Below are 23,422 nucleotides of genomic sequence, written 5' to 3' on the forward strand. Positions count from 1 at the left end.
AGCTGATCACCAACTCTCTGCATCCTCAGGGCGATGAGCCGGGTTCGGGAGTGCATGGCCAGCAGTTCGCCCGACTCGAAGAGGAGGCGCTTTGCACCGCCCGGAAGTTAGACGAGGTCGGCCACGCGGCACGGCTGGCCGCCGATCTGGATGACGTCGCCCCGCTGAACGTTGGCCGAGGTGATCTCGACGTTGGAGGCCAGCGCGCCGCTCGGCGTCCAGCTCCTCATGAGGTCGCCTCCTTCGGCGCTTCCCGGTCGGCCGCCGGGTGGCAGGGGCAGTCACACGCTTCGTAGATCACGGGGACGCCGACCGGTGCCAGGGAGGGCGAGGACTGGGCGCACTCGTGGTGCGTGCCGATCCGACACGAGCTCGATCGGTAGGGGACGGCTTTCGCATGCATCAGTTGACCTCCGGCGGCACGAAGCACGGCGGCCCTAAAGGGTGCACCCTAGTGCGCCCAACCGCGCGACGGATACGGTTCAACACGCTGATCAACTCCTATCGCTGATGGCCAGGTCCCCGGACATCGCTCGTCGCGGGGACCGTTCCGTGTACGGCGGCCCATAAGGTGCGGCCGTTCAAGCTGCTGGCCTGGAGCCCGAATCGATCGGCCTCCGCCACCACTTCCAAGGCCTCCCGCCATGTCTCGGCGGGGAGCGATTCCGGCACCTCCGCTTCGATCCACGTGTGACGGGCGTGCTCCTCCACGCGCGTGGTGAGTCCGAGGGCGGACAGCCAGGCGGCGATGTCCTCCGCGCTTGCTGCCGAAGCGGGCACAGGAGAGCCTCCGTCGCCAAGGGATCACGTTGCGTGAAGCTAGTTAACTAGATTAGGGTTAGTGGACTAGATTTTCCATATGCCTGAGCAGCAGCCGCCGTATCTCCGCATCGCTGACGAACTCCGGCGGAGGATCGCGGAGCACGAGTGGGAGCCCGGAGACCGTCTCCCCTCGCGTACCCAGATCGGCCAGGAGTGCGGCGTCGGCGAGAACGTCGTCCGTCGTGCGCAGGAGTTGCTGATCTCCCAAGGGGTCCTGGAGGGGCGGGCGGGATCCGGAACGTACGTCGCGAAGCCTTGTCAGCGTGTGCGTGTGGTCCGCTCGTCAGCGCGCGAGCAGGGTGGTGGTTCGCCGTTTGGGGCCGACATGAGGGCCTTGGGTAAGCAGGGGGACTGGGAGAGCCGGACCGAAGCCAAGTTTCCGGCGCCGGCGGAGATCGCCGCACGGCTCGGCATCGCCGAGGGCGACCTGTGCGTTCGCACGGTGTACGAGTTCCTCGCCGACGGACGGCCCGTGCAGTTGTCGACGAGCTGGGAGCCGTACGACCTCACCGGCGGAACCCTCGTCGTTCTTCCCGAGGGCGGGCCCCACGCTGGGGCCGGCGTCGTGAACCGGATGGCTCAGATCGGCGTCACCGTCGGCCATGCCGTCGAGCAGCCGGAGCCGCGGCAGGCCACTGCCGAGGAGGCGTCTCTTCTCGGGATTCAGAAAGCCTCGCTCGTCACTCACATCCAGCGGACGTACTACAGCGACGAAGGACGGCCCGTCGAGACGGCGGACATCATCGTCCCTGCTGCCCTCTGCGAGATCGTCTACGAGATCCCTATCAACCGTTAAGGACGGCATCGTGGATGCTCAACAGACACAAGACCTGATCTCGGTGCTGCTCGACATCGAGGCCGACACCGGAGGCCGGGACGACGCGGCCATGGATCTCTATGCGTCCGATGCCCTGGAGGCTCGTCGAGCGCTCCTTTCGATCGCCAGCGACCCGCGGACGCCGGACATCGTTCTGGCCAGTGCGGGTGAGTCTCTCGGGCAGATCGCCACGAGGACCGGGTGTCCCCTGACCCATCAGGAACGTGTAGGCCTGATGCCCGAGGCTCGGCACGAGTACGACGACGCTACGGCTTTCACAACTGGTATCCACGCCGGTGGACGCCCTTCCTGAGCTGCAACCGCACCAGGGAGCCCCCAGATGAGCTGGGTTGTCAGTACTGCGGCGTAGTTTCTCGTCATGGCGAACAGACCCTCTGAAAACTGGCGTGCCTGGATGGCGGAGGTGGCCCGAGATGTCGAGGCCGGGATCTTGGAACCCGAGTGCGCCGGGGCGGTGGAGATGTACTCCGAATCCTTGCTGAGGGCGACGGACTCAGCGCTGGAGGCGTTCGAGGCGGAGGTATGTGCGCTCGTCGGGCCTTCCGATGCAGAGGTCTTCGGGGTTGTTGAGAGGGTTGTTCTGGCGCTCAACGCCGTCGGCGGTGACGACAGCCACGGCTACTGCACCGAAGAGCGGGAGCAGCTGTGCGAATACATCGATCTCACCTTGGGCGAGCACGGTGTGGACGTGGCTGCTCTGGCGGAGAGGAGAGGCATGAACCGCGCCGAGATCACTGATGCATGGCGCGACTGGTGACCGTGGCTCCCTGTACTTCCCGCAGTGTTCTACGTACGAGGACGAGTGCCCTGGTTCCTTGCCTCGATCCGTGCAGCGGCATCATGAGTTCCATGACTTCCGGAACCGGCTCAGCGCCGATCGAGAGCACTCACGTCACGGCCGCCGTTGAGGGCACAGGGCTCCGCTTTTCCTGGGACGCCGATGCCCGGATCGAGGTGCGGAACCTCGGGGCCGAGGTCGTCATTGAGGCGAACGCCGCGGGTCTCAGGACGCTTGCCGGGCATCTTCTGGTGCTGGCCGGCGAAGGAGTTCCGGATGGAGCCCATCTGCACCTCGAAGACAGCAACGGGCTGGAAGAGGGGTCCGTCGGTCTGGTCCTGGAGCGCAGCGACGAAGAGTGACCAGATCCTCGCGGTTGTCGCGGGAGCTGACATTCACAAGGCAGGTGGCGACGCCAGGGCCCGTGCCAGATCCGTGCCAGATCGAGCAGTCAGCCACGGTCAATTGGGGTCCGTGGCGGTGCAGGCAAGCGTGGGGTGCGCAGCGCCGTTGTACGCCCGTTGACCAGCCAAGACCGCTGGGTGATCGGCGCCAGGCTTACAAAGCAGATGTCGACGGTTCGAAACTGTCCGCGCCCACCAGCGCAAAGGCCCCCAGTCGATCTTGGCTGGGGGTCTTTGACGTCCTAGGGATGGTGGGCGAACACTCGTTGTTGTTCGTCTTGCCAGGTCCAGTCGGCTGGGCGGGTGAAGGGGTCGGTTCGGGCGAGGGTGGAGAACTGGGCGGACGGCTCCTGGGTGGCCTTGTTCACCACGAGGGCCGAGAGCATCGGTGCGCGGCCGTCGTCGTTGTCGTGGAGGCAGACGTCTTTGAGGAGGTGGGTCATGACTCCGCGGTGGGGCGGGATGGAGTCGTACCCCTGCGCCGCCAGCTCGGCGCTCAGGTCGCCGTAGGTGATGGTCCGACGTCGGCGGGCCCGTTGCCGGAGGATGTCGACGGCCGCCTCGACCGCTGCGGGGTACTCCGGGTCCTTGGTCCTCATTGCCGTCCCCCTCGGCTGGTTCCGTCTCTGGTGCGCATCGTAGCGGCGAGGGATGCTCCTGCTGCACGATCGCGGTTCGGGAGAGGGGGGGACGATGGGTGATTTTCGCTTCGGTTGGGAGCTGAGTGGTGCCGGGTGTGCCACGTATCGGGTCGCCGATGGCGTCTCGGTGCATGAGGCCCTCATCGGTCACTGCACGGACGCCCTTGCCGACCTGCTGTACGCGATGACGGGGCTCTACGGGGACTCGTCCGGTGAGCGCTTCTCGTTCGACCGTGAGCCCATGGAGACGAGGTGGCTGCTTCGGCGGCAGGGGGCGGACGTGGCCGTCAGGGTCTTCGAGTTCCCGGACGGGGGGACGAGTTGGGGTTCACCCGACGAGACGGGCGGCACCCTTCTCTGGAGGTCCACCCAGCCGCGTGGCGTGTTGTGCCACGCGGTGAAGGAAGCGGCCGAGGCCGTGCTGCGGGAGCACGGTGAGGACGGGTACCAGGAGAAGTGGATGCTGCACCCGTTTCCGATGGCCGCCTTGCAGGACCTGCGGCGCCTGCACGGGCGGGACGACGACTGCGGGCACGAGCAGTGCCGGACCGGTCTTGGTGCGGGGCCATCGGCGTCGTGAGCGGGTGGCTTGGGCGGCAGATGCCGGAGGCCCCCTGTCCTGTGCGGCGGGGGGCCTTCGGTGTGCGTGGGCGGGGTTACTTGATGACCTCGACCTTCTTGTCGCCGGCGGACTTGGCTGAGGTGACCCACTTGACGGTGCCGGTCTCGCGGTCGGAGGCGGTGGTGGAGGCGGGGGCGGGGGCGGTGAGGAGGGCGGCCAGGGCGGCGGCGGTGGCCGTGGCGAGAAGGGCCAGGGCGAGGCGGGTGCGGGTGGCGGGGGAGGTGGTCGTCGTCGGCATGGAGGGCTCCTCGGTGCGGGGTGGTGTGGTGGTGGGGTGGTGAGGGGGCGAAGGTATCCCGGTGTCGCCCGGAGGGGGAACGGGGCGGGGCGAGTTGACGCGGGTGGGGCGGGGCCGGTGTACTCCGGGGCATGGTCGAGGTGGGGGACGCGCCCGAAGTCGGGTCGGTCGGCGGGGACATGACGGCGCAGAAGTACGTGGAGGGCCGGCTCGCGCAGTACCAGGAGTGGTACGACGTGAAGGCGACCCGGATGAAGGCGATGCACCTGCGGATGCGGACCGTTTCCGTGGTCGGCGGGGCGCTGGTGCCGGTGTTCGTGAACCTGGACGCGGCGTTCGCGCGGGTCGCGGCCACGGTGCTGAGCGTGGTCGTCGTGGCGGCGGTGTCGCTGGAGAGCGTCTACCGGTACCGGGAGCAGTGGAAGAACTACCGGTCGACCGAGCAGCTCCTGGGGCACGAGCGGGTCTACTTCGAGACGCGGGTGGGGCCCTACCGGGAGCTGTCGCGGCGGGAGGCGTTCACGGTGCTGGTGGCCCGGGTGGAGAAGGCCATCGCCAACGAGAACGCCGCCACGCTGAACGTGATGACGCTGGGCGGGCAGGTCGGTGCGGACGTGCAGCCGTCGGCGCAGCCCAGATCCGGTGCCGGTGCCGGTGCCGGTGTTGGTTCTGGGGTCGGGGTCGGTGCCGGGTCCGGTGCTGGTGAGGTGGCCGTCGCCCGGGTGGGGTAGGCCGGCGGGGGTCAGGCGTCGAAGTCGTACTCCAGGACGTACGACGAGGCGTCCAGGGTCATCTCGTTGAGTTCCACCACGCGGCCCGGCTCCGTGTAGGCCGTGCGGCCGATCAGGACGACCGGGGTGCCGGGCGGGAGGGCGAGGCGGTCGGTCTCGTCGGCGGTCGGCATCCGGCAGCGGATCTCCTCGCGGAAGCGGGCCGGGCGGTGGCCCAGTTCGGCCAGCCGGGCGTACGTGCCGCCGGGGCCGGTGTCCGGCCGGGTGATCGGCGTGTCGCGTACCAGGGCGGCGGAGAGGTACGAGACGGAGAGCAGGACCGGCTTGTCGTCGAGGACGAAGCGGCGGCTGCGGACGCAGACGGGGTCGTGCGGGGCCAGGTCGAGCGCGCCCGCGATCCTGCTGCCCGCCTCCTCCTCCGACACCACGATCTGGTCCACGACGAGGGCGCGGTCCTCGATCTCCGTCGCCCAGACCGAGCGGCCGCCGGCCCAGCCGCCGCCCGCGAGGCGCGGGATGCCCCGGCGGCGCAGCGGGCGGAAGGAGCGGACGAAGACCCCGGCCCCCTTGCGGGCCTCCGTGAGGCCCTCGCCGCGCAGCACCGCGAGGGCCTGCCGGGCGGTCATCCGGGCCACCTCGTAGGTGGACATGAGGTCGTTCTCGCCGGGGAGCCGGTCGCCCGGCGCGAAGTCGCCGGACTGGATCGCTGTTCTCAACTCATCTGCGATGCGCTGGTACTTGGGCCGACGAGTGCCGTCCTGGTCAGTCACGGGTGGACCACTCCCTTCGTCTGCGGGACACCCTAATACTGCAACGGTGTTTGCCGTGACTGGTGGCCAGGTCGTTCGTTGGTGTGTTCATGGGTGGGGAACTTGCTGATGCCCGGTCGTGGGCGGGTGAACTGAGGTCTCTGCATGAGCGGTTCGTGCACCGGTTTGCCAGGTCGGAGCCGCGTGAGTCGGCGCTTGCGTATATGCGGGGACTGATCGCTCCGCTGGAGCGGAAGAACGGCTGGACGCTTGCCGAGGAGGCCGGGCATGCGGGCCCGGACCGGCTCCACCGGCTCCTGAACCGGATCGAATGGGACGCGGACGAGGTGCTGGACGACGTGCGCGAGTACGTCGTCGAGTACCTCGGAGACCCAGGTGCGGTGCTGATCGTGGACGACACCGGCTTCCTGAAGAAAGGGGTCCGGTCGGCCGGGGTTCAGCGGCAGTACTCCGGCACGGCCGGCCGGACGGAGAACTGCCAGGTCGGGGTCTTCCTCGCCTATGCCACCGGCCGCGGCCGCACCCTGATCGACCGGCGCCTTTACCTGCCGGCGTCCTGGACCGACGACCGTGAACGGTGCCGGCGGGCCGGTATCGGCGACACGGTTGTCTTCGAGACCAAGGTCGCGATGGCGAGGGCGATGGTCCGCCGGGCGATCGAGGAGAAGATTCCGTTCGGGTGGGTGACCGCGGACGCCGGCTACGGCTACTCGAAAAGCTGGCGGTCCGAGCTGGAGCGGGCGGATGTCTTCCATGTCATGGCCACCACCCGTCACGACACCGTCGTGACCCGCTGGGCCCTGGACCATCCGGTTCACGACCTGTTCCACGACCTGCCCAGACAGAAGTGGAAACGCCGTTCCTGCGGCAACGGGGCCCACGGACCGCGGGTCTTCGACTGGGCCAGGGTCGAGGTGCGGCCCTGGCACCGGGAGGACCGGCGGCACTGGGTGATCGCCCGCCGCAGTGTCCGCCGGCCCGAGGAGATCTCCTACTACATCGCCTACTGCCCCGCCGGCACCACACTTGACCAGCTGATCCATGTCGCCGGCAGCCGGTGGGCGGTCGAGGAGTGCTTCCAGAGCGCGAAGCAGGAGTGCGGCCTGGACGACTACCAGGTCCGCCGCTACCCCGGCTGGCACCGACACATGACTCTGGCCATGGCCGCCCATGCCTGCCTGACCGTGCTGCGGGCCCGCGAACTCGACGCCGGGAAAGCAGAAACGGATCCTCCGGCCTCGTCCCCCTCAGCCTTCCCGAGCTCAGACGCCTGATCCACCGCCTCACCCACCGCCGACCGGTCTCGGTCGACCACGTCCTGCACTGGTCGACCTGGCGCCGCCGACGACAACACCAAGCCCGCATCAGCCACTACAAACAACGCGGCCACACACCCCCATAACCTGGCCACCAGTCACAGCAAACACCGTTGCAGTACTAAGGCGCCCCCGCGGCCAGGGTGCACACGTGTGCGCCGTCCTGCCCTCGTGATCCATCCATCGGGGGACATCTCTAGAGATACGTTGACAGGGCGGGGTCTCCGCGTTTCCCTGGGTGTCCCCACGCGGCATCCGCGCGGCGTTCGGGACGGGACGGAGGGGTTGCGTGCAGCCTGTGCCCGAGGTCGGTGACCTCGTCCGCGACACCGCCACGGGGCGGGTCGGCTTCTTCGTGCGGAGTGCCTCCGGACGCTTCCTGATCCGGGCCGTCCACGGCGGGGCCGAGTGGGACGCCGAGCCCGGCGACGTCCAGCTCGCCACGCCCCTGCGCGAGCTCCGCGCCCGCGCCGCCGAGATCAACGCCCGCAGCAGACGTGGCCTGAACTGATATTGCCGAGGCTTCCGGCTTCTGCTGCGCGCCCCTCCGGTGCCCCGTGCGCCGCCCGGCACGCCCCCGTTGTCAGTGGCGCGGGTCACACTGGAAGCATGTGCCGCAGCATCAAGACGCTCCGCCCGCCCGCCCTGCCCGACGAGGCGACCCCGGACGACATCCGCGCCGCCGCGCTCCAGTACGTCCGCAAGGTCTCCGGCTTCCGCGCGCCCGCCGCGCACAACCGGGAGGTCTTCGAGCGGGCCGTCGACGAGATCACGGAGGCCACCGCCCGGCTCCTCGCCACCCTGGAGGTGAGAGGGGGACACTCCGCATCCGCATCCGCATCCGCATCCGCATCCGCATCGGCGTCGGCCGGGGCCGGGGCCGGGGTCGGGCCGCGCTCCGCTCCGGTCAGGCCGCAGGTGCCGGGGTCGTCCCCGGGCGTCGTATGAGATAGCCGGCGAGGCCGCCGGCCAGCAGGAGCGCCAGGGTGGACACCCCGGCGCTGAACCAGGTCGCGCCGAGCCAGCGGCCGCCCAGCCAGCCGAGGCCCACGCTGTACGAGGCCCAGACCACGGCCGCCAGGGCGGACCAGGGCAGGAACTCCTCGGGGCGCCGCCCCGCGGCGCCCGCGCCCAGCGACACCACCGAGCGGCCCGCCGGGGCGAAGCGGGCCAGCACCACGATCAGGCCGCCGCCCCGGGCGAGGGCGGTGCCGAGACGTTCCCGCGCCACGGTCAGGCGGCGCGAGCGGGCTATCGCGCGGTCCATCCGCCGTCCGCCGCGCAGCGCCAGCCGGTACGCGAGGAAGTCGCCGAGCGCCGAGGCCGCCGCCGCGGTGAGCAGCAGCGGGAGCAGGGACGGGACGTCCGCGGGCGGGGTGGCCGCGCCGAGGGCGGCGGAGGCGGCCGTGGCGGCGGAGATCACGAGGAAGCCGCTCGGCAGCACGGGAAGGAAGACGTCGAGCAGGATCGACGTCGCCACCACCGGATAGATCCACGGGCCCGCGGTCAGCGACCTCAGCGAGCCCATGCTGTCGAGCAGATTCACAGGGCCAGAGCCTACGCGCAGGCGCCCGGGCCCCCGCCGGGTGGGTGCCGGCGGGGGCCCGGGAGGGGACACGTCAGGGGTGGGGGGAAGCGGGAGGCGTCAGGCGGTGACCGGCGCGCTCTGCTTCTCCGCGTCCCGGGAGTCCCGCGCGTCGCCCGTGGTGCGGCCGAAGAGGCCGTCGAGGGCCAGGCCGCCGGGGCCGGTGAAGATCAGCAGGGCGAAGGCCCAGCTGAAGAGGGCCGCGGTCTCGCCGCCGTTCTGGAGCGGGAAGAGGGCTTCGGGCTGGTGGGCCCAGAAGTACGCGTACGCCATCGAGCCCGAGGCGAGGAAGGCCGCGCCGCGCGTGCCGAGGCCGACGAGGACGAGGCCGCCGCAGACGAGCTGGATCACTGCCGCGTACCAGCCGGGCCAGGTGCCGGCGGGGATGGTGCCGCCGCCCGTCGCGCCGCCGAGGACGCCGAAGAGCGAGGCGGCGCCGTGGCAGGCGAAGAGCAGGCCGACGACGATCCGGAAGAGGCCGAGCGCGTACGGCCGGGACTGGTCGAGGCGCCTGGTCAGGGTGTTCATGGGGGACTCCTTCGGCCTTGCCCGTCCCGGACGGGGGACGGGCGTGGGGGACTGGTACCGAACGGCCGCCAGGTTAGGCACCCCTCACCATTACTTGCAAGTTCAAGTAATGCCTCGGAGGGAGGCGCGCCGGTGGCGGGGGACCCTCTGGTCTGGACCAGGGTGGCTCAGGTCTGTACCACTGGCGCGCCGATTTCACGCCGTTCTCGCACCGCCCCCACGGGGCGTCAGGAGCCGTCCGTTCAGCAGCCGTTGAGGACGGACTGGAGGGCGCTCTTCTCCGCCGAGTCGACGCTGAGGCCGTAGTGGTACTTCACCTGCACCCAGGCGCGGGCGTAGGTGCAGCGGTACGCGGTGCGCGGGGGCAGCCACTCGGCCGGGTCCTGGTCGCCCTTGGACTGGTTGACGTTGTCAGTGACGGCTATGAGCTGCGGCCGGGTGAGGTCGTTGGCGAGGGCCTGGCGCTGGGCGGTGGTCCAGGAGTTGGCGCCCGAACGCCACGCCTCGGCGAGCGCGACGACGTGGTCGATGTCGAGGTCGGAGGCGGCGGTCCAGGTGGCGCCGTCGTACTGCGAGTACCAGCTGCCGCTGACGGAGGCGCAGGCGGAGTCGGTGACGACGTTCGAGCCGTCCCGCTTGAGGACGGTCTCGCGGGTGTTGCAGGTGCCGGACTGGGTGATCCAGTGGGGGAAGAGGTCGCGGCTGTAGCCGGTGAGGGAACCTTCCGCCTTGACCGTGAGGGCGGCCAGGTAGGTGCGGGCGGTGGCCGCGCTGACCGGGGTCGGCATCGCGGCCTGCGCGGCGGGCGCGGTGGCGGTGAGGCCGGTGAGGGCGAGGGCGGCGGAGGAGGCGAGCACGGCTGCTCGACGCGCGTAGACCTTGCCGACGGACATGGGGACTCCCTTGATCGGGTGGGACCTTGGCGGTTCGGCCGGCCCCGTGCGGTACCGGGCGGCGGCCCGGTCATCGTGGCGGCGCGAGGTTTCGTCAGGGGGTGCGCCAGGTAACAGAGTGGCGACATGGACACGTCACATCAAGGGGTGTGACGCGTCCTGACGGAGCGCCAGATTCCGCCCGCGGCCGATGCCTTCCCCTCGGGCGCCCGTACGCGCCCGGCCGACCGCTCGCACCCGGCCGCCCGTACCCGTCCGGCCGGCTGTCGCGCCCGCCTGTACGCACGGCTGTCGCGCCCACCCGTATGCACGACGGCGCCCCCCGCCCGTACGCGCCCCCGCCCGTACGCGCGACCGCCCCCGCCCGTACGCGCGACCGCCCCCGCCCGTACGCACGACCGCGCGCGGCCGGACGGTCCGGCCGCGCGCGGTGAGGCGGGAGGGGGTGGAGCGGGAGAGGGCGGAGGGGGGGCGGGAAGGCGCCCGGTGGGTGGAGGCGGGAAGGGGGCGGGCGCGCCCGGTGGGTGGTCCGGGACTACTCCGGTACGACTCCGAGGGTCATCGTCCCGTCCCCGGCGACGTCCAGCCGCAGGCGGGTCAGGTCCGGCACGTGGAGGTCCGGCGCGAAGGCCGCCGCGCGCGGGCCCACGCCCACGACGCGCATCCCGGCGGCCTTCGCCGCCTGGATGCCGGCCTCGGAGTCCTCGAAGGCCACGCACTCCGCCGGGTCCGCGCCGAGCTCGGCCGCGCCCTTGAGGAAGCCCTCCGGGTCCGGCTTGCTCGCGCCGACCTGCTCGGCGGTCACCCGGGTCTCGGGCATCCGCAGGCCCGCCGCGCCCATCCGGGCCTGGGCGAGGGCCTCGTCGGCGGAGGTGACCAGGGCGTGGGGGAGGGAGAGGATCGCGTCCATGAAGGCGGGGGCGCCGGGGACCGGCACGACGCCGTCGAGGTCGGCGGTCTCCTCGGCGAGCATCACGGCGTTGTCCGCGTGGTTCTCGGCCATCGGGCGGTCGGGGAGGAGGACCGCCATCGTGGCGTAGCCCTGGCGGCCGTGCACCACCTTCAGGACCTCGGCGGCGTCGAGCCCCTGCCGGTCCGCCCAGCGGCGCCAGCAGCGCTCCACGACGGCGTCCGAGTTGACCAGGGTGCCGTCCATGTCGAGCAGGAGGGCGCGGGCGGTGAGCGTTGCCGGGGTGACGGCCATGGGGGGTCTCCAGGGGGGTGGTGCGGAGAACGAAGCGGTCCCGCCCGCCGGTCAGGGAGTGCGGGCGGGGCCACTTTGTTTTTTCACGATACAAAACGGGAGGCCGTCTTGGCCACCCGCCCCCCTCCCCGGCCTCCGTCAGTCGCGGTACTCGTCGGTGTCCCGCTCCAGCGCGCGCCGGGTGTGCGGGCCGTACACGCCCTCGGGATCCTTCTGGGGGTACAGCCAGCCCTGGAAGGTGGATACGGCCGCCCGGACGTCCTCGTCGAACACGCCGTCGATCTCCCCGAGGTAGATCCACCTGGCCCGCAGCCGGGCCTGGAGCTCCTCCACCTCCGGTCCCGTGTCGCCGACGCTCAGCGTCGCCCCCGCGGGCGCGTCCGTGTGGGTGGGGGTGGGGGAGGCCGTCGTCGGGGCGGCGGAGGTCGAGGGGGCGGTGGTCGCGGCCGTGGTCGGGGCGACGGCCGCACCGCCGCCCGCGGACGGCGAGGCGGTCGCGCTCGGCCGCACCGTCGGCTCCGCCGAGGCGGACGGCGAGGCGGTCGGGGCCGCCGGCGTCGGGGAGGACGTGCGCGGCGACGGCGTCCGCGACGGGGTGCGGGACGGCGTCGGGCTGCTGGACGACGGGGACGGCGCCTCCGAGACGGCGAGGTTCAGGGACGCGCTGGTGGTCACCTCGGGCACCAGCGCCCGGTCCTCGGGCTCCTCGCCGCCGCCGAGCACCGCCGCGGCCAGCGCGGCCGTGCCGGCCACCGCCGCCGCCGCGACGCCCGCGACCAGTCCGCCGCGCCGCCGCCGGGCGCGCCGCGAACCGCTCCCGCCGTCGTGCCCGTACCCGTCCCGGCCCCCGGGCCCGCCGCCCACGACCCCGCCCAGCAGGAGCGGCGCGGTCCGGTGGGCCCCGCCCTCGGAGCCGTACGACTCCTGGCCGTACGTCCCTTCTCCGTACGCTCCTTCTCCGTACGACTGCGGCCCGTGAGGCCCGGAGCCGTACGCCCCTTCTCCGCGCGTCCCTTCTCCGTACGGCCCCTCTCCGGGCGACCCCGGTCCGTACGAGGCGGGAGCATGGGGAGGGGACTGGTGCGGGACGGGCTCGTGCGGGACGGCCCCGTACGCCGGGAGCACCTGCGTGCGGTCCTCGTACGGCTCCGGGGGCGCCCCCTGCGGCGGCCCCGGGTGCGCGCCCGGCCGGATCGCCGTCAGCTGCGCGGTGGGCGGGTCACCGGCGTCCCCGGGGACCCCCTGACCGCCCGGGAATCCCTGACCCCCGTGAACCTCCGAACCCCCCTGGCCCCCCCGGCCCCCCGGCGCGTAGGCGTCCGTCCCCTCCTCCGTGCCCTCCAGTGTCACGTACGGCCTGATCCGGAGCGGGTCGAAGTCCTCGGCCGCCGCCAGCTCCGCCGCGCGGGCGCAGGCGCAGCCAGGTCTCTGACCGCCGCATTCAGGACATGCGTGTCCGATCATGATGTGTCCCCTCCCCAAGCAACTGGCAGTGATTATGCAGGCCACCCCTGTCCGACGGGGGAGCGTACGTACCCCTCCGCAGGCCATATCCGGACATTCACCGCAGGATGGAGAACACGTCCAGGAGGGAGGCGCCCATGGCCCAGGAGACCGGCCCGTCACAGCTCGGCGGAGAACCCGCGCCCGCGCCCGGGGAGGGGCAGAGCCACCGCGCCGTCCTCGTCGCGATCGGCGCGCTGCTGCTCGGCATGCTGCTGGCCGCCCTCGACCAGACCATCGTCTCCACCGCCCTGCCGACGATCGTCAGCGAGCTCGGCGGCATGGAGCACCTCTCCTGGGTGGTCACCGCCTACATGCTGGCCTCCACGGCCGCGACCCCCCTCTGGGGCAAGCTGGGCGACCAGTACGGGCGGAAGAAGCTCTTCCAGGCCGCGATCGTCCTCTTCCTCATCGGCTCGGCCCTCTGCGGCCTCGCCCAGAACATGCCGCAGCTCATCGGCTTCCGCGCGGTCCAGGGCCTCGGCGGCGGCGGACTCATGGTGCTGTCGATGGCGATCGTCGGCGACCTCGTCTCGCCCCGGGACCGCGGCAAGTACCAGGGGCTCTTCGGCGCCGTCTTCGGCGCCACCAGCGTCCTCGGCCCGCTGCTCGGCGGCCTCTTCACCGAGCACCTCTCCTGGCGCTGGGTCTTCTACATCAACCTCCCCATCGGCGTCGTCGCCCTCTTCGTCATCGCCGCCGTCCTGCACATCCCGGTCCGCTCCACCCGCCACACCATCGACTACCTCGGCACCTTCCTCATCGCCTCGGTCGCCACCTGCCTGGTCCTGGTCGCCTCCCTCGGCGGCACCACCTGGGACTGGGACTCGCCGCAGATCATCGGGACCGCGCTGCTCGGGGCGGTGCTCCTCGTCTGGTTCGTGCGCGTCGAGGGACGGGCCGCCGAACCCGTCCTCCCCCTCAAGCTGTTCCGGATCCGGACCTTCACCCTGGTATCGGTCATCAGCTTCGTCGTCGGCTTCGCGATGTTCGGCGCGATGACCTACCTGCCGACCTTCCTCCAGATCGTCCAGGGCGTCACGCCCACCATGTCCGGCGTCCACATGCTGCCGATGGTCGCCGGCATGCTGCTCACCTCCACCGCCTCCGGGCAGATCGTGTCGAGGACCGGCCGCTGGAAGGTCTTCCCCGTCGCCGGCACCGCCGTCACCGCGCTCGGCCTGCTCCTCCTGCACCGCCTGACGGAGACCAGCTCCACCTGGGAGATGAGCGTCTACTTCTTCGTCTTCGGCGCCGGACTCGGCCTCGTCATGCAGGTCCTCGTCCTCGTCGTGCAGAACGCCGTGGGGTACGAGGACCTGGGCGTCGCCACCTCGGGAGCGACCTTCTTCCGCTCCATCGGCGCCTCCTTCGGCGTCGCCGTCTTCGGCACGATCTTCACCGCCCGCCTCACCCACAAGCTGGAGGACGTCTTCGCGCGGGCCGCCGAGGCGGGCACGCCGCTCCCGCCCGGGACCGGCCCCGCGCGGGTCGCCGCCGACCCGCGCGCCATCGCCGAACTCCCGCCCGCGCTGCGGCCGGAGGTCCTCCACGCGTACTCCACCTCCATCACGGACGTCTTCCTGTACGCCGCGCCGGTCGTCCTCCTCGCCCTCGTCGTCGCCTGCTTCCTGAAGGAGGACCCGCTCCGCGCCTCCGTCACCGCGCCCGACACCAGCCAGACCCTCGCCTCCAACCCGGTCGAGCGCTCCTCGTACGAGGAGGCCGCCCGCGCCCTGTCGGTGCTCGGCTCCCGCGAGGGCCGCAAGGAGATCTACGAGAGGATCACCGCCCGCGCGGGCCTCGACCTGCGGCCCGCCTCCAGCTGGCTGCTGCTGCGCATCCGCCGCCACGGCACCGTCGAGCCCGCCCGGCTCGCCGAGGCCGCGCCCGTCCCGCTGCGCGTCATCACCGACGCGGCCCGCGAGGTCGAGGAGCGGCGGCTCGTCCGGCGCGAGGGGGTCCAGCTGGTCCTCACCGAGGACGGCGCCGCGACCGCCGACCGCCTCGCGCGGGCCCGCGAGGAGTCCCTCGCGGAACTCCTCGGCGACTGGTGGGGGCCCGACCGCCCCACCGATCTGGTCAAACTGGTCGAGGAGCTCAACGCCGAACTGTGCGGCTCCGACGCGGAACGCCCCCGCGACCCCCGGCCGCCCCGCGACCACCGGGCCTGAGGCGGGAGACCGGCGCCGGTCGGTACCCTGACCCGCTGAAGATCGATTCACAGGTACAGGGGGACGGCCGGCATGAGCAACCACGAACCGATACAGGGCTATTCGCAGCCAGGTCAACCGCCTGGCCCCCCGCCCGGCCACCAGCCCGGCCCCCCGCCCGCACCGGCGTACGGACCGGCGTACGGGGGCTACGGGGGCCAAGGCGGCCACGGCGGCCCGCCGGGCATCCCGCCGCACGTCCCCCCGCCGCCGGGCACTCCGCCGGGCCGGTCCCCCTCCTCGCACCGGGGCGCCTGGATCGGCGCGGCGGCGACGCTGGCGGCGGCCGTGATCGGCGTCGTCGGCACGTACCTGGTGAGCGGGAACAAGGAGACCCCGCAGGCGGCGCCGCCCTCGGCGACGACCGCCGCGCAGACCCCGGCGGGGGAGGACGGCCCGACGACCGCCACCACCCCGCAGGAGGAGACCCCGACCGCGGACACCCCCTCGGAGAACCCGTCCGGGACCGCCTCCGAGACCCCGTCCGGGCCGCCGCCCGGCACGGTCCGCTGGCAGGGGCCGCTGGTCATCGCGTACGCCGAGGGCAAGGACCTCGACGCCGCGCCGCCCGTGCCGTCCGAGATCAACAGCGACAACGACTTCGCCGTCTACCCCTTCGGCGACCACATGCTGCGGCCCGACAACGGCGCCAAGGCCCTGGTGTGGGAAGGGGAGCCGAAGACCCCCTCGCACGCCGACTGCGCGGGCGTCGTCGACACCCTCGGCACCTCGAACGACATCGCGCTGAAGACCGGCCTGACCGTCTGCGGACGCACCCGCGACGGCCACCTCGTCCGGCTGACCGTCAAGAAGCTCGACGGCCTGGCCAGCGCGACGAACGGCACCTTCGACGTCGTCGTCTGGAACGGCTGACGGAGCCACGCCCCACGGGACCGGCGGGGAGCGGGAGAGGGGCCTCAGAGCTCCTTGCCGTACCAGATCTCCATGTACGGCCCCGTGCAGTACGCCGGGATCTCCCCGTACCCGTGCCGGGTGTACAGCGCCCGCGCCTCGACCAGGTCGAGACGGGTGTTGAGGACCACGCGGCGGGCGCCGAGCTCGCGGGCGGACCGCTCCAGGCCGTCCATGAGCAGGTCGGCGCCGCCGAGGCCGCGGAAGGCGTGCCGGACGAACACCCGGGTCAGCTCGGCCCGTTCGGCGTCCAGCAGGACGAGCCCGCCGCACGCGGCGGGCTTCCCGCCGTACCGCCCGACCAGGAACTGCCCGGCGGGCGGCGCGAGCAGCTCCAGCCCCTCGTCGATCATCTCCTGGTCGTACTCGTCCTCGGCCAGGACACGGCCGAAGTAACGGCCCGCGACGTCGCCGAAGTAGTCACGGCGGAGGGCGGTGGCGTCCGGGGTGTCGACGCGCTCGGGGGAGAAGTTCCAGGCCATGCGGGCCATTGTGCGACCCGCGGGACCACGGCCGCCGCCGATTTTCGTACGGCCGCCCTACTTCGGGGACGCCTGCTGCACGACCTCGAAGGACCACAGCGTCGACCCGGAGGCGGCCGGCTTCGGCCGCTCGCCGCCCTCGCCGCCCGCGGTGCCCTGGTGGGCGGCCTTCATGGAACCGTTCATCCAGTTCTGGAAGTCCTCCTCGCTGCGCCACCGGGTGTACACCAGGTACTGGTCGGTGCCCTCCAGGGGGCGCAGCAGCTCGAACCACTCGAAGCCGTCGGAGCCCTCCACGGCCCCGGCCCGCGAGGCGAACCGCTGCTCCAGCACCTCCCGCTGCTCGGCGGGGACGGCCAGGACGTTGATCTTCACGATGCTCATGAAAGGCAGGATATGACCGGGAACGGCGGGGCCGCGTGGGCGGGGGCGGTGCGGGAGCTGGCGGAGCTGGCGCTGCCGGGGGACGGGGGGCGTGACTTCGTGGGGTCGCCGGCCGGGTTGTGGGTGGCGCTCGCGGCCGTGGCGGCGGGGGCGCGGGGGCGGACCGCCGAGGAGCTGCGCGGGGTGCTCGGGGTGGCCGGGGAGGAGGCCGGGGAGGCCGTCGCCGGGGTGGGGGCGGTGCTCGCGGGGACCGGGGGCGTCTCGGCGGGGATCGCGGTCCGCAGCCGGGTGCCGGTGTACGAGGCGTACCGGAGCGGACTGCCGGAGGTCGGGTTCGGCGGGCTCGGGGCGGGGACGGGGGCGGAGCTGGACGCGTGGGTCGCCGGGGTCACCGGGGGGCGGATCACCGCGCTGCCCGACGCCCTCGACGGGGGCGCGGACCTGGTGCTGGTGGGCGCGGTGGCGCTGGGCGCGGTCTGGCGGGAGGCGTTCGACGCGGCGGGGACCCGGCCCGCGCCCTTCACCGCCGGGGACGGGACGACGGCGGACGTGCCGACCATGCACCGGCGGATCCCCGCCGGGTGGGCGTGGCGGGCCGGCGGCGCCACCGTGGTGGAGCTGCCCTGCGCGGGGGAGGACGCGCCCCGGGTGCGGTTCGTGCTCGGGCCGGAGGGCGCGGGGCCCGGCGCGGTGGTGCCGGCGGCCTGGGCGGCGGACGGGCGGGAGCCGGTACGGGCCGGGGGCGTCGCGCTGGCGCTGCCCCGGTTCGCGCTGCGCGGCCGGACCGACGTGCGGTCCCTCCTGGCGTCCTTCGGGGTGACGGCCCCGCTGCGGCCGGGCGCCGACTTCTCCGGCCTCTCGCCCGCGCCGCTGTACGTCTCCAAGGCGGTCCAGGAGGCGGTCCTGGAGGTCGCCGAGGAGGGGGTCGAGGCGGCGGCCGTCACCCAGGTGCAGATGACCCGCAGCGCGGTCCGGCCGCTGCCCGTCGAGCCGGTCTCCTTCGACCGCCCCTTCGGCGTCGTAGTCCTCGACGCCGAAGGGAAGCTGCCGCTCTTCACCGGCTGGTGGGCGGGGAGCCCGGACGGACCGGGAGGCGCGGTCTAGGAGGTCACGCGGGCGAGGAGGAGGCCGTCGTGGCCCTTGGCGCCGACGGTCTGGATCGCGGTGGCGTCGAGCCGGGGCTCGCGCGCGACGAGGTCGAACATCGCGCGGGTGCCGGTGATCGCCGGGTCCGCCGGGTCCTCGGCGGCGACGCGGCCGCCGCGGACGACGTTGTCGACGACGATCAGGGTGCCGGGGCGGGAGAGCTTCAGGGCCCAGGACACGTAGTGCGGGTTGTTGGCCTTGTCGGCGTCGACGAAGACGAGGTCGAAGGGGCCGGCGCCCTCCCCCTCCAGGAGGGGGAGGGTGTCCAGGGCGGGGCCGGTGCGGACCTCGGCGCGGTCGGCGAGCCCGGCGCGGGCGAGGTTGCCGCGGGCCACCTCGGCGTGCCGGGGGTCGTACTCCAGGCTGATCAGCCGCCCGCCGTCGGGCAGGGCGCGGGCCAGCCAGATGGTGCTGTAGCCGCCGAGGGTGCCGATCTCCAGGATCCGGCGGGCGCCCTGCACCTGCGCGAGGAGGTGCAGGAGCTTGCCCTGGTTGGGGGCGACCGCGATCTCGGGGAGCCCGGCCGCCGCGGAGTCGGCCAGGGCGGCGGTCAGGGCCTCGTCGGCGGGGACCAGCAGGTCGGTGAGGTACGCGTCGACGTCGTTCCACTGGGAGTTCGTCATGCCGGCGACGGTACTCGGCGGCGGGCCCGTACGGTCAGGAGCACGGCCGTCAGGGCGGCCGCCGCGCCGCCGCCCGTCACCAGGAGCCAGACGGGGACGTCGCCTGCGGTCAGGATGCGGTCGCGGTAGACGACCTGGCGGTAGGGGGTGTCGGCGACCGTGCGCAGGACGTGGTCGCCGGAGATCCGGGACGGCACGGGGAAGCGCTGTTCGAGCACGGTGAGGTGGGCGGGCGCGCCGCCGGTGAGGGCGGCCACCGCGCCCTCGGGGCGGTCGAGCCGGCCGGAGAAGGTGACCTCGGGGCGCTCGCCGCCGATGGCCGTGCGGGGCTCCATGCGGTGCGCGGCGAGGATCGACAGGCCGAGGGTCTGCGGGGTGGCGGCGAGGCGGGAGAGCCGCATGGGGTAGACGAGTTCGGGCGAGGCGAAGGAGATCCGGAGCGGGGTCAGCTCGCCGTACAGGCGCTCGCCCCGTTTCTCGGGGGCGAGGCGGACGGCGACGTACTCCCACTTCCGCTCGACGTACGGCGCCAGTTCGGGGGTGAGCCGGTCGGGCAGCTCGAAGCCGTTGGCGCGGAGCCAGTCGCCGAGGGCGTCCGGGTCGGTGGCGGTGAGGCGGGCCACGTCGAAGGGGCCGAGCCGTTCCCGGCCGACGACGCCGACGGAGCCGCCGGGGAGGGCGCCGGCCGAGGCGCCGTCGCCGCGCCCGGCGGTGAACGGCCAGTCGTCCTCGCGGGGCCAGAAGTAGGTGCGCACGCGGCGTTCGGGGGCGGCGAGTTCCTCGATCTCGTCGAAGAGCTCGGGGTCGCCGAGGGTGACGTCGGCCCGGGACGGCACGGGCATGATCCAGGCGGCCCGGAGGGCGTCGCCGTGGACGCGGAAGCGCATGACGACGGTCTCGTTCCGGCCGTCCCAGTGGACGGCGGACTCCTCCCGGTCGACGCCGATGCGCCGGTCCTCGTCCGGGATCATGGCGCCGCAGCCGCAGGCCCAGGCGGGCGCGACGAGCGAGCCGAGCTGGAGCGCGAGCAGCGCGAGCAGTGTGGTCAGGATTCTGGCCCGGAGCGCGGTCCGGGTGGTGTGTGTCCCCCGCATGTCCGCTCGGACGTGCGGGGGGTCGCTCCGGTTCCGCTTCCCGGTCCGGGGGCCGGTGGTCGGGTGTTCTGTCCGGGGGTCGGTGGCCGGGCGTGCTGGTCCGGGGGCCGGCGGTCGGGTGCCGGTCGGGTGTCCCGATTCGGGGCCGGCCGACAGGCGTCCCGGTCCGGGGCCGGCCGTCAGGAGGCCGTGCGGACCCTGAGCTCCTTCACGCCGTTGAGCCAGGCCGCGCGCAGCCGGCGGGGCTCTCCCGCGAGGGTGAGGTCCGGCAGGACGTCGGCGAGGGCGTCGAAGATCAGGTCGATCTCCTTCACGGCGAGGGACTTGCCGAGGCAGAAGTGCGGTCCGCCGCCGCCGAAGCCCAGGTGCGGGTTGGGGTCCCGGGTGATGTCGAAGACCTCCGGGTTCCCGAAGACCTCGGGGTCGTTGTTGGCGGAGGAGTAGAAGAGGCCGATCCGGTCGCCCTTCTTGATCTTCTGGCCGCCGAGTTCGGTGTCCTGGGCGGCGGTGCGCTGGAAGGAGACGACCGGGGTGGCCCAGCGGACGATCTCCTCGGCGGTGGTCGCGGGGCGCTCGCGCTTGTACAGCTCCCACTGGTCGGGGTGGGTGAGGAAGGCGTGCATGCCGTGGCTGATCGCGTTCCGGGTGGTTTCGTTGCCGGCGACGGCGAGCAGGAGGACGAAGAAGCCGAACTCGTCGGAGGAGAGGTTCCCCTGGCCCTCGGCGGCGACGAGCTGCGACACGATGTCCTGGGCGGGACACTCCTTGCGCGCGGCGGCCATGTTCATCGCGTAGCCGATGAGTTCCATGGCGGCCTCGACGCCGACCTCCTCGGTGATGGCGTACTCCGGGTCGTCGTACGCCACCATCTTGTTGGACCAGTCGAAGATCCGGGAGCGGTCCTCCTGGGGGACGCCGATGAGTTCGGCGATGGCCTGGAGGGGCAGCTCGACGGCGACCCTGGTGACGAAGTCGAAGGCGCCGTCCGGGTCTTGGGCGGCGGCGCCCCGCGCCTCCTCGGCGATCGCGCGGGCGCGGGTGCGCAGGGCGGTCTCCAGGCCGCGGATCGCGCGCGGGGTGAAGCCGCGCTGGACGATCTGGCGGACCCGGGTGTGCTCCGGCGGGTCCATGTTCAGCATGATCAGCTTCTGGACGTCGATCTGTTCGCGGCCGATGTGCTCGTTGAAGCGGATCACGGCGGTGTTCTCGTGCGAGGAGAACAGCTCGGGGTGGGTGGAGACGTACTTGACGTCCGCGTGGCGGGTGACGGCCCAGTACCCCTCGTCGTCGAAGCCGGTGATGCCGCGCGGCTGGGGGCACCACCAGACCGGGGCGGTCCGCCGCAGCTCCGCGAACTCGGGGAGCGGGACGCGGCGGCTCAGCAGGTCGGGGTCGGTGGCGTCGAAGCCTTCGGGGAGGTGGGGGCAGGTCATCGGCAACACGCTCCAATATCTGATGGACCATCAGAAGTTGCCGGGAAAGTTAGTAACGAGTTCTACAAGTAGCAAGAGGCGCGGGCGGAATCCGCCCGCGCGCCCTCCCGGGCCCGGCCCCCTGCCCTCCCGGACCCGGCCCGCGCGCCTCCGGACCGCGTCCGCGCGCTTCCGGACCCGGCCCGCACCCCGCCCGCGCACCCCCCGGGCCGCACCGATACGCCCCCGGTGCACCCCCGCACCGCACCCGTACGCCCCCCTGGGCCGCGTCGATACACCCCCGGTGCACCCCCGGATCGCACCGGCACGCCCCCGGCCCCCGCCAGCGCGCCCGCCGGATCCCTCCCCCGTCGCCGAACTCCTGCCTCCCGGACCCTTGCGTACCGGCGGTAGCAGTCATAAGACTTCACTCAGAACTAGAACGCGTACTAGTTATCCCGTGACGCCGACCGACGGGGTGCCGGGACACCCCGCCCGGTCGAGGAGAGGACCAGCCCATGGCCGCGGAACCCGTCATCGTCGAAGCCGTACGCACCCCCATCGGCAAGCGCGGAGGCGCGCTCGCCAACCTCCACCCCGCCTACCTCCTGGGCGAGACCTACCGCGAGCTCCTCGGCCGCACCGGCATCCCCGCCGACTGCGTCGAGCAGATCGTCGGCGGCACGGTCACCCACGCCGGCGAGCAGTCCATGAACCCGGCGCGCACCGCCTGGCTCACCATGGGCCTGCCCTACGAGACCGCCGCCACCACCGTCGACTGCCAGTGCGGCTCCTCCCAGCAGGCGAGCCACATGGTCGCCAACATGATCGCCGCCGGCGTCATCGACGTCGGCATCTCCTGCGGCGTCGAGGCCATGTCCCGCGTCCCGCTCGGCTCCGGCTCCAAGCACGGACCCGGCAAGCCCTTCCCCGACGAGTGGAACGTCGACCTGCCCAACCAGTTCGAGGCCGCCGAGCGCATCGCCCGCCGCCGGGGCCTCACCCGCGAGCGCGTCGACTCCCTCGGCCTCCTCTCCCAGGAGCGGGCCGCCGTCGCCTGGTCCGAGGAGCGCTTCAAGCGCGAGACCTTCGCCGTCCAGGTCCCCACCACCGAGGACGAGCAGCGCGCGGGACAGGGCATGTGGCGGCTCGTCGACCGCGACGAGGGGCTCCGTGACACCACCATGGAGGGCCTCGCCCGGCTCAAGCCGGTCATGCCCACCGCGGTCCACACCGCGGGGAACTCCTCCCAGATCTCCGACGGCGCCTCCGCCGTGATGTGGGCCTCCAAGCGCATGGCCCGCGCCCTGAAGCTGCGCCCCCGGGCCCGGATCGTCGCCCAGGCGCTCGTCGGGGCCGACCCCCACTACCACCTCGACGGGCCGGTCGACGCGACCCGCGCGGTCCTCGGCAAGGCCGGCATGTCCCTGCGGGACATCGACGTGGTGGAGATCAACGAGGCGTTCGCCTCGGTCGTGCTGAGCTGGGCCCAGGAGTTCGAGAAGGACCTCGACGGCCTGGAGAAGGTCAACGTCAACGGCGGCGCCATCGCCCTCGGCCACCCCGTCGGCGCCACCGGCGCCCGGCTGATCGCCACGGCGCTGCACGAGCTGGAGCGGACCGACAAGGAGTTCGCGCTGGTCACGATGTGCGCCGGTGGAGCCCTCGCCACCGGCACGATCATCCAGCGCCTCTAGGCCGCGGCTTTCGGGCCGGGTCGGGCCGGGCGTCGCGGGCCCGGCGCGGTCCGGAAGGCGCGGCCTGGGCGTCGGCCGTCCGGCGGTGGACCTGGCAGGGGTGCCCGGGAAACGCCGCAGGCCCCGCCCCTCCGAGAGGAGGGCGGGGCCTTGCGGTGCGGGCGGGGCGGCGTGGTGACTCTTAGTACCAGCCGTTGGCCTGCCAGAACGCCCAGGCGGCGTTCGGGGAGCCGTAGCGCTCGTTCATGTAGTTGAGGCCCCACTTGATCTGGGTGGCGGGGTTGGTCTTCCAGTCGGAACCGGCCGAGGACATCTTCGAGGCGGGCAGGGCCTGGACGAGGCCGTAGGCGCCGGACGAGGAGTTGGTGGCCTTGTGGTTCCAGCCGGACTCGTGCGAGACGATCTTGCTGAACGAGGCGTACTGCGAGGCGGGCACGATCTGCCGGGCGAGCTCCTGCGGGCTGGCGGCCGAGGCCGGGCCCGTCGCACCGAGGACCGCACCCGACGCGCCGAGCAGCACGGCCGCGGTGGCGGCGAGGGACTTCTTGCGGGCGGCGGCACGAGTGGTGATCGAGCGGAACAAAAC

29 protein-coding genes and 1 pseudogene are annotated in these 23,422 nt (G+C 72.6%); 14 read left to right on the plus strand and 16 right to left on the minus strand.

What is annotated here, in order from left to right; translation table 11 throughout:
* Positions 1-107: 107 nt before the first annotated feature.
* Together IE326_RS41930 and IE326_RS41090 are read right to left on the minus strand one after the other, a co-directional pair.
* The gene (locus tag IE326_RS41930) at positions 108-230 is read right to left on the minus strand and encodes a hypothetical protein (protein ID WP_373310290.1); all 123 of its coding nucleotides are present in this window, start codon (positions 228-230) and stop codon (positions 108-110) included.
* Positions 231-501: 271 nt separating this feature from the next.
* Complete coding sequence (locus tag IE326_RS41090; RefSeq protein WP_229915716.1) at positions 502-780, minus strand: hypothetical protein; 279 nt, start codon at positions 778-780, stop codon at positions 502-504.
* Between the two features lie 79 nt (positions 781-859).
* On the opposite strand from IE326_RS41090, the gene IE326_RS27710 reads away from it, so the two are divergent.
* From IE326_RS27710 to IE326_RS27725, 4 genes are all read left to right on the plus strand, one after another.
* Positions 860-1,618, plus strand: coding sequence for a GntR family transcriptional regulator (locus IE326_RS27710; RefSeq protein ID WP_190043629.1), 759 nt, complete (start codon positions 860-862; stop codon positions 1,616-1,618).
* A gap of 10 nt (positions 1,619-1,628) precedes the next feature.
* A complete protein-coding gene (locus IE326_RS27715; RefSeq protein WP_190043630.1) occupies positions 1,629-1,952 on the plus strand; it encodes a hypothetical protein in 324 nt (107 codons plus the stop codon).
* 66 nt (positions 1,953-2,018) lie between these two features.
* Positions 2,019-2,417, plus strand: coding sequence for a hypothetical protein (locus IE326_RS27720; RefSeq protein WP_229915717.1), 399 nt, complete (start codon positions 2,019-2,021; stop codon positions 2,415-2,417).
* Positions 2,418-2,509: 92 nt separating this feature from the next.
* Complete coding sequence (locus tag IE326_RS27725; protein WP_190043631.1) at positions 2,510-2,800, plus strand: Imm32 family immunity protein; 291 nt, start codon at positions 2,510-2,512, stop codon at positions 2,798-2,800.
* Between the two features lie 284 nt (positions 2,801-3,084).
* Here IE326_RS27725 and IE326_RS27730 read toward each other — a convergent pair whose 3' ends face one another.
* Entirely contained in the window at positions 3,085-3,441 is a 357-nt protein-coding gene (locus IE326_RS27730; RefSeq protein ID WP_190043632.1) for a hypothetical protein, read from the minus strand.
* 52 nt (positions 3,442-3,493) lie between these two features.
* On the opposite strand from IE326_RS27730, the gene IE326_RS27735 reads away from it, so the two are divergent.
* Entirely contained in the window at positions 3,494-4,063 is a 570-nt protein-coding gene (locus IE326_RS27735) for a hypothetical protein (protein ID WP_229915718.1), read from the plus strand.
* A gap of 76 nt (positions 4,064-4,139) precedes the next feature.
* On the opposite strand, the gene IE326_RS27740 is transcribed toward IE326_RS27735, so the two are convergent.
* Positions 4,140-4,343: a hypothetical protein gene (locus IE326_RS27740; RefSeq protein WP_190043633.1), complete on the minus strand. Its 204-nt coding sequence runs from the start codon at positions 4,341-4,343 to the stop codon at positions 4,140-4,142.
* Positions 4,344-4,474: 131 nt separating this feature from the next.
* Between IE326_RS27740 and IE326_RS27745 the strand changes: the two genes are divergently transcribed.
* Positions 4,475-5,074, plus strand: a complete 600-nt coding sequence (locus tag IE326_RS27745) for a DUF4231 domain-containing protein (RefSeq protein ID WP_229915719.1) — start codon at positions 4,475-4,477, stop codon at positions 5,072-5,074.
* An 11-nt stretch (positions 5,075-5,085) separates the two neighbouring features.
* On the opposite strand, the gene IE326_RS27750 is transcribed toward IE326_RS27745, so the two are convergent.
* Entirely contained in the window at positions 5,086-5,844 is a 759-nt protein-coding gene (locus IE326_RS27750) for a GntR family transcriptional regulator (protein WP_150227955.1), read from the minus strand.
* Positions 5,845-5,933: 89 nt separating this feature from the next.
* Between IE326_RS27750 and IE326_RS27755 the strand changes: the two genes are divergently transcribed.
* The 3 genes and pseudogenes from IE326_RS27755 to IE326_RS41745 form a co-directional block, all read left to right on the plus strand.
* On the plus strand, positions 5,934-7,118 hold the full coding sequence (locus tag IE326_RS27755; protein WP_190040889.1) for an IS701 family transposase: 1,185 nt from the start codon (positions 5,934-5,936) through the stop codon (positions 7,116-7,118).
* Positions 7,119-7,449: 331 nt separating this feature from the next.
* The gene (locus IE326_RS27760) at positions 7,450-7,671 is read left to right on the plus strand and encodes a hypothetical protein (RefSeq protein WP_150227954.1); all 222 of its coding nucleotides are present in this window, start codon (positions 7,450-7,452) and stop codon (positions 7,669-7,671) included.
* 98 nt (positions 7,672-7,769) lie between these two features.
* A pseudogene (locus IE326_RS41745) lies at positions 7,770-7,982 on the plus strand (DUF2277 domain-containing protein); the annotation flags it as partial.
* Between the two features lie 85 nt (positions 7,983-8,067).
* Here the strand turns inward: IE326_RS41745 and IE326_RS27770 are convergent.
* From IE326_RS27770 to IE326_RS27790, 5 genes are all read right to left on the minus strand, one after another.
* Entirely contained in the window at positions 8,068-8,700 is a 633-nt protein-coding gene (locus IE326_RS27770; protein WP_190044234.1) for a DedA family protein, read from the minus strand.
* Positions 8,701-8,805: 105 nt separating this feature from the next.
* The gene (locus IE326_RS27775; RefSeq protein ID WP_190043635.1) at positions 8,806-9,273 is read right to left on the minus strand and encodes a DoxX family protein; all 468 of its coding nucleotides are present in this window, start codon (positions 9,271-9,273) and stop codon (positions 8,806-8,808) included.
* Positions 9,274-9,515: 242 nt separating this feature from the next.
* Positions 9,516-10,166, minus strand: coding sequence for an HNH endonuclease family protein (locus tag IE326_RS27780; protein ID WP_190043636.1), 651 nt, complete (start codon positions 10,164-10,166; stop codon positions 9,516-9,518).
* Positions 10,167-10,701: 535 nt separating this feature from the next.
* Positions 10,702-11,370 (minus strand): HAD-IA family hydrolase, encoded by a 669-nt coding sequence (locus IE326_RS27785; protein WP_190043637.1) that lies wholly within the window; start codon positions 11,368-11,370, stop codon positions 10,702-10,704.
* A 138-nt stretch (positions 11,371-11,508) separates the two neighbouring features.
* Positions 11,509-11,703, minus strand: a complete 195-nt coding sequence (locus IE326_RS27790) for a peptidoglycan-binding domain-containing protein (RefSeq protein ID WP_190043638.1) — start codon at positions 11,701-11,703, stop codon at positions 11,509-11,511.
* A 10-nt stretch (positions 11,704-11,713) separates the two neighbouring features.
* Here IE326_RS27790 and IE326_RS27795 point away from each other — a divergent pair, with 10 nt between their 5' ends.
* The 3 genes from IE326_RS27795 (at position 11,714) to IE326_RS27805 (ending at position 15,959) form a co-directional block, all read left to right on the plus strand.
* Positions 11,714-12,349: a hypothetical protein gene (locus tag IE326_RS27795; RefSeq protein ID WP_190043639.1), complete on the plus strand. Its 636-nt coding sequence runs from the start codon at positions 11,714-11,716 to the stop codon at positions 12,347-12,349.
* 622 nt (positions 12,350-12,971) lie between these two features.
* Positions 12,972-15,047, plus strand: coding sequence for an MFS transporter (locus IE326_RS27800; protein WP_190043640.1), 2,076 nt, complete (start codon positions 12,972-12,974; stop codon positions 15,045-15,047).
* A 72-nt stretch (positions 15,048-15,119) separates the two neighbouring features.
* Entirely contained in the window at positions 15,120-15,959 is an 840-nt protein-coding gene (locus IE326_RS27805; protein ID WP_190043641.1) for a hypothetical protein, read from the plus strand.
* Between the two features lie 44 nt (positions 15,960-16,003).
* Here IE326_RS27805 and IE326_RS27810 read toward each other — a convergent pair whose 3' ends face one another.
* Together IE326_RS27810 and IE326_RS27815 are read right to left on the minus strand one after the other, a co-directional pair.
* Positions 16,004-16,489 carry a GNAT family N-acetyltransferase gene (locus IE326_RS27810; RefSeq protein ID WP_190043642.1) on the minus strand — a complete coding sequence of 162 codons (486 nt, stop codon included), beginning with the start codon at positions 16,487-16,489 and terminating at the stop codon, positions 16,004-16,006.
* Positions 16,490-16,537: 48 nt separating this feature from the next.
* The gene (locus IE326_RS27815; protein ID WP_150227946.1) at positions 16,538-16,864 is read right to left on the minus strand and encodes an antibiotic biosynthesis monooxygenase family protein; all 327 of its coding nucleotides are present in this window, start codon (positions 16,862-16,864) and stop codon (positions 16,538-16,540) included.
* 12 nt (positions 16,865-16,876) lie between these two features.
* On the opposite strand from IE326_RS27815, the gene IE326_RS27820 reads away from it, so the two are divergent.
* Positions 16,877-17,968, plus strand: coding sequence for a serpin family protein (locus IE326_RS27820; protein WP_190043643.1), 1,092 nt, complete (start codon positions 16,877-16,879; stop codon positions 17,966-17,968).
* On the opposite strand, the gene IE326_RS27825 is transcribed toward IE326_RS27820, so the two are convergent.
* The 3 genes from IE326_RS27825 to IE326_RS27835 form a co-directional block, all read right to left on the minus strand.
* Entirely contained in the window at positions 17,965-18,633 is a 669-nt protein-coding gene (locus IE326_RS27825; protein WP_190043644.1) for an O-methyltransferase, read from the minus strand. The two genes, IE326_RS27820 and IE326_RS27825, sit on opposite strands and share 4 nt — an antisense overlap.
* Positions 18,630-19,727: a DUF2330 domain-containing protein gene (locus tag IE326_RS27830; RefSeq protein WP_150227943.1), complete on the minus strand. Its 1,098-nt coding sequence runs from the start codon at positions 19,725-19,727 to the stop codon at positions 18,630-18,632. Before IE326_RS27830 ends, IE326_RS27825 begins: the two co-directional genes overlap by 4 nt.
* Before the next feature lie 179 nt (positions 19,728-19,906).
* A complete protein-coding gene (locus IE326_RS27835) occupies positions 19,907-21,160 on the minus strand; it encodes a cytochrome P450 (protein ID WP_190043645.1) in 1,254 nt (417 codons plus the stop codon).
* A 497-nt stretch (positions 21,161-21,657) separates the two neighbouring features.
* On the opposite strand from IE326_RS27835, the gene IE326_RS27840 reads away from it, so the two are divergent.
* Positions 21,658-22,836: a steroid 3-ketoacyl-CoA thiolase gene (locus tag IE326_RS27840; protein ID WP_030755009.1), complete on the plus strand. Its 1,179-nt coding sequence runs from the start codon at positions 21,658-21,660 to the stop codon at positions 22,834-22,836.
* Between the two features lie 181 nt (positions 22,837-23,017).
* On the opposite strand, the gene IE326_RS27845 is transcribed toward IE326_RS27840, so the two are convergent.
* Positions 23,018-23,419 (minus strand): aggregation-promoting factor C-terminal-like domain-containing protein, encoded by a 402-nt coding sequence (locus IE326_RS27845; RefSeq protein ID WP_150227941.1) that lies wholly within the window; start codon positions 23,417-23,419, stop codon positions 23,018-23,020.
* Positions 23,420-23,422 lie beyond the last annotated feature (3 nt).

This window comes from Streptomyces filamentosus, from assembly GCF_014654895.1.
GTDB classification, from domain to species: domain Bacteria; phylum Actinomycetota; class Actinomycetes; order Streptomycetales; family Streptomycetaceae; genus Streptomyces; species Streptomyces filamentosus.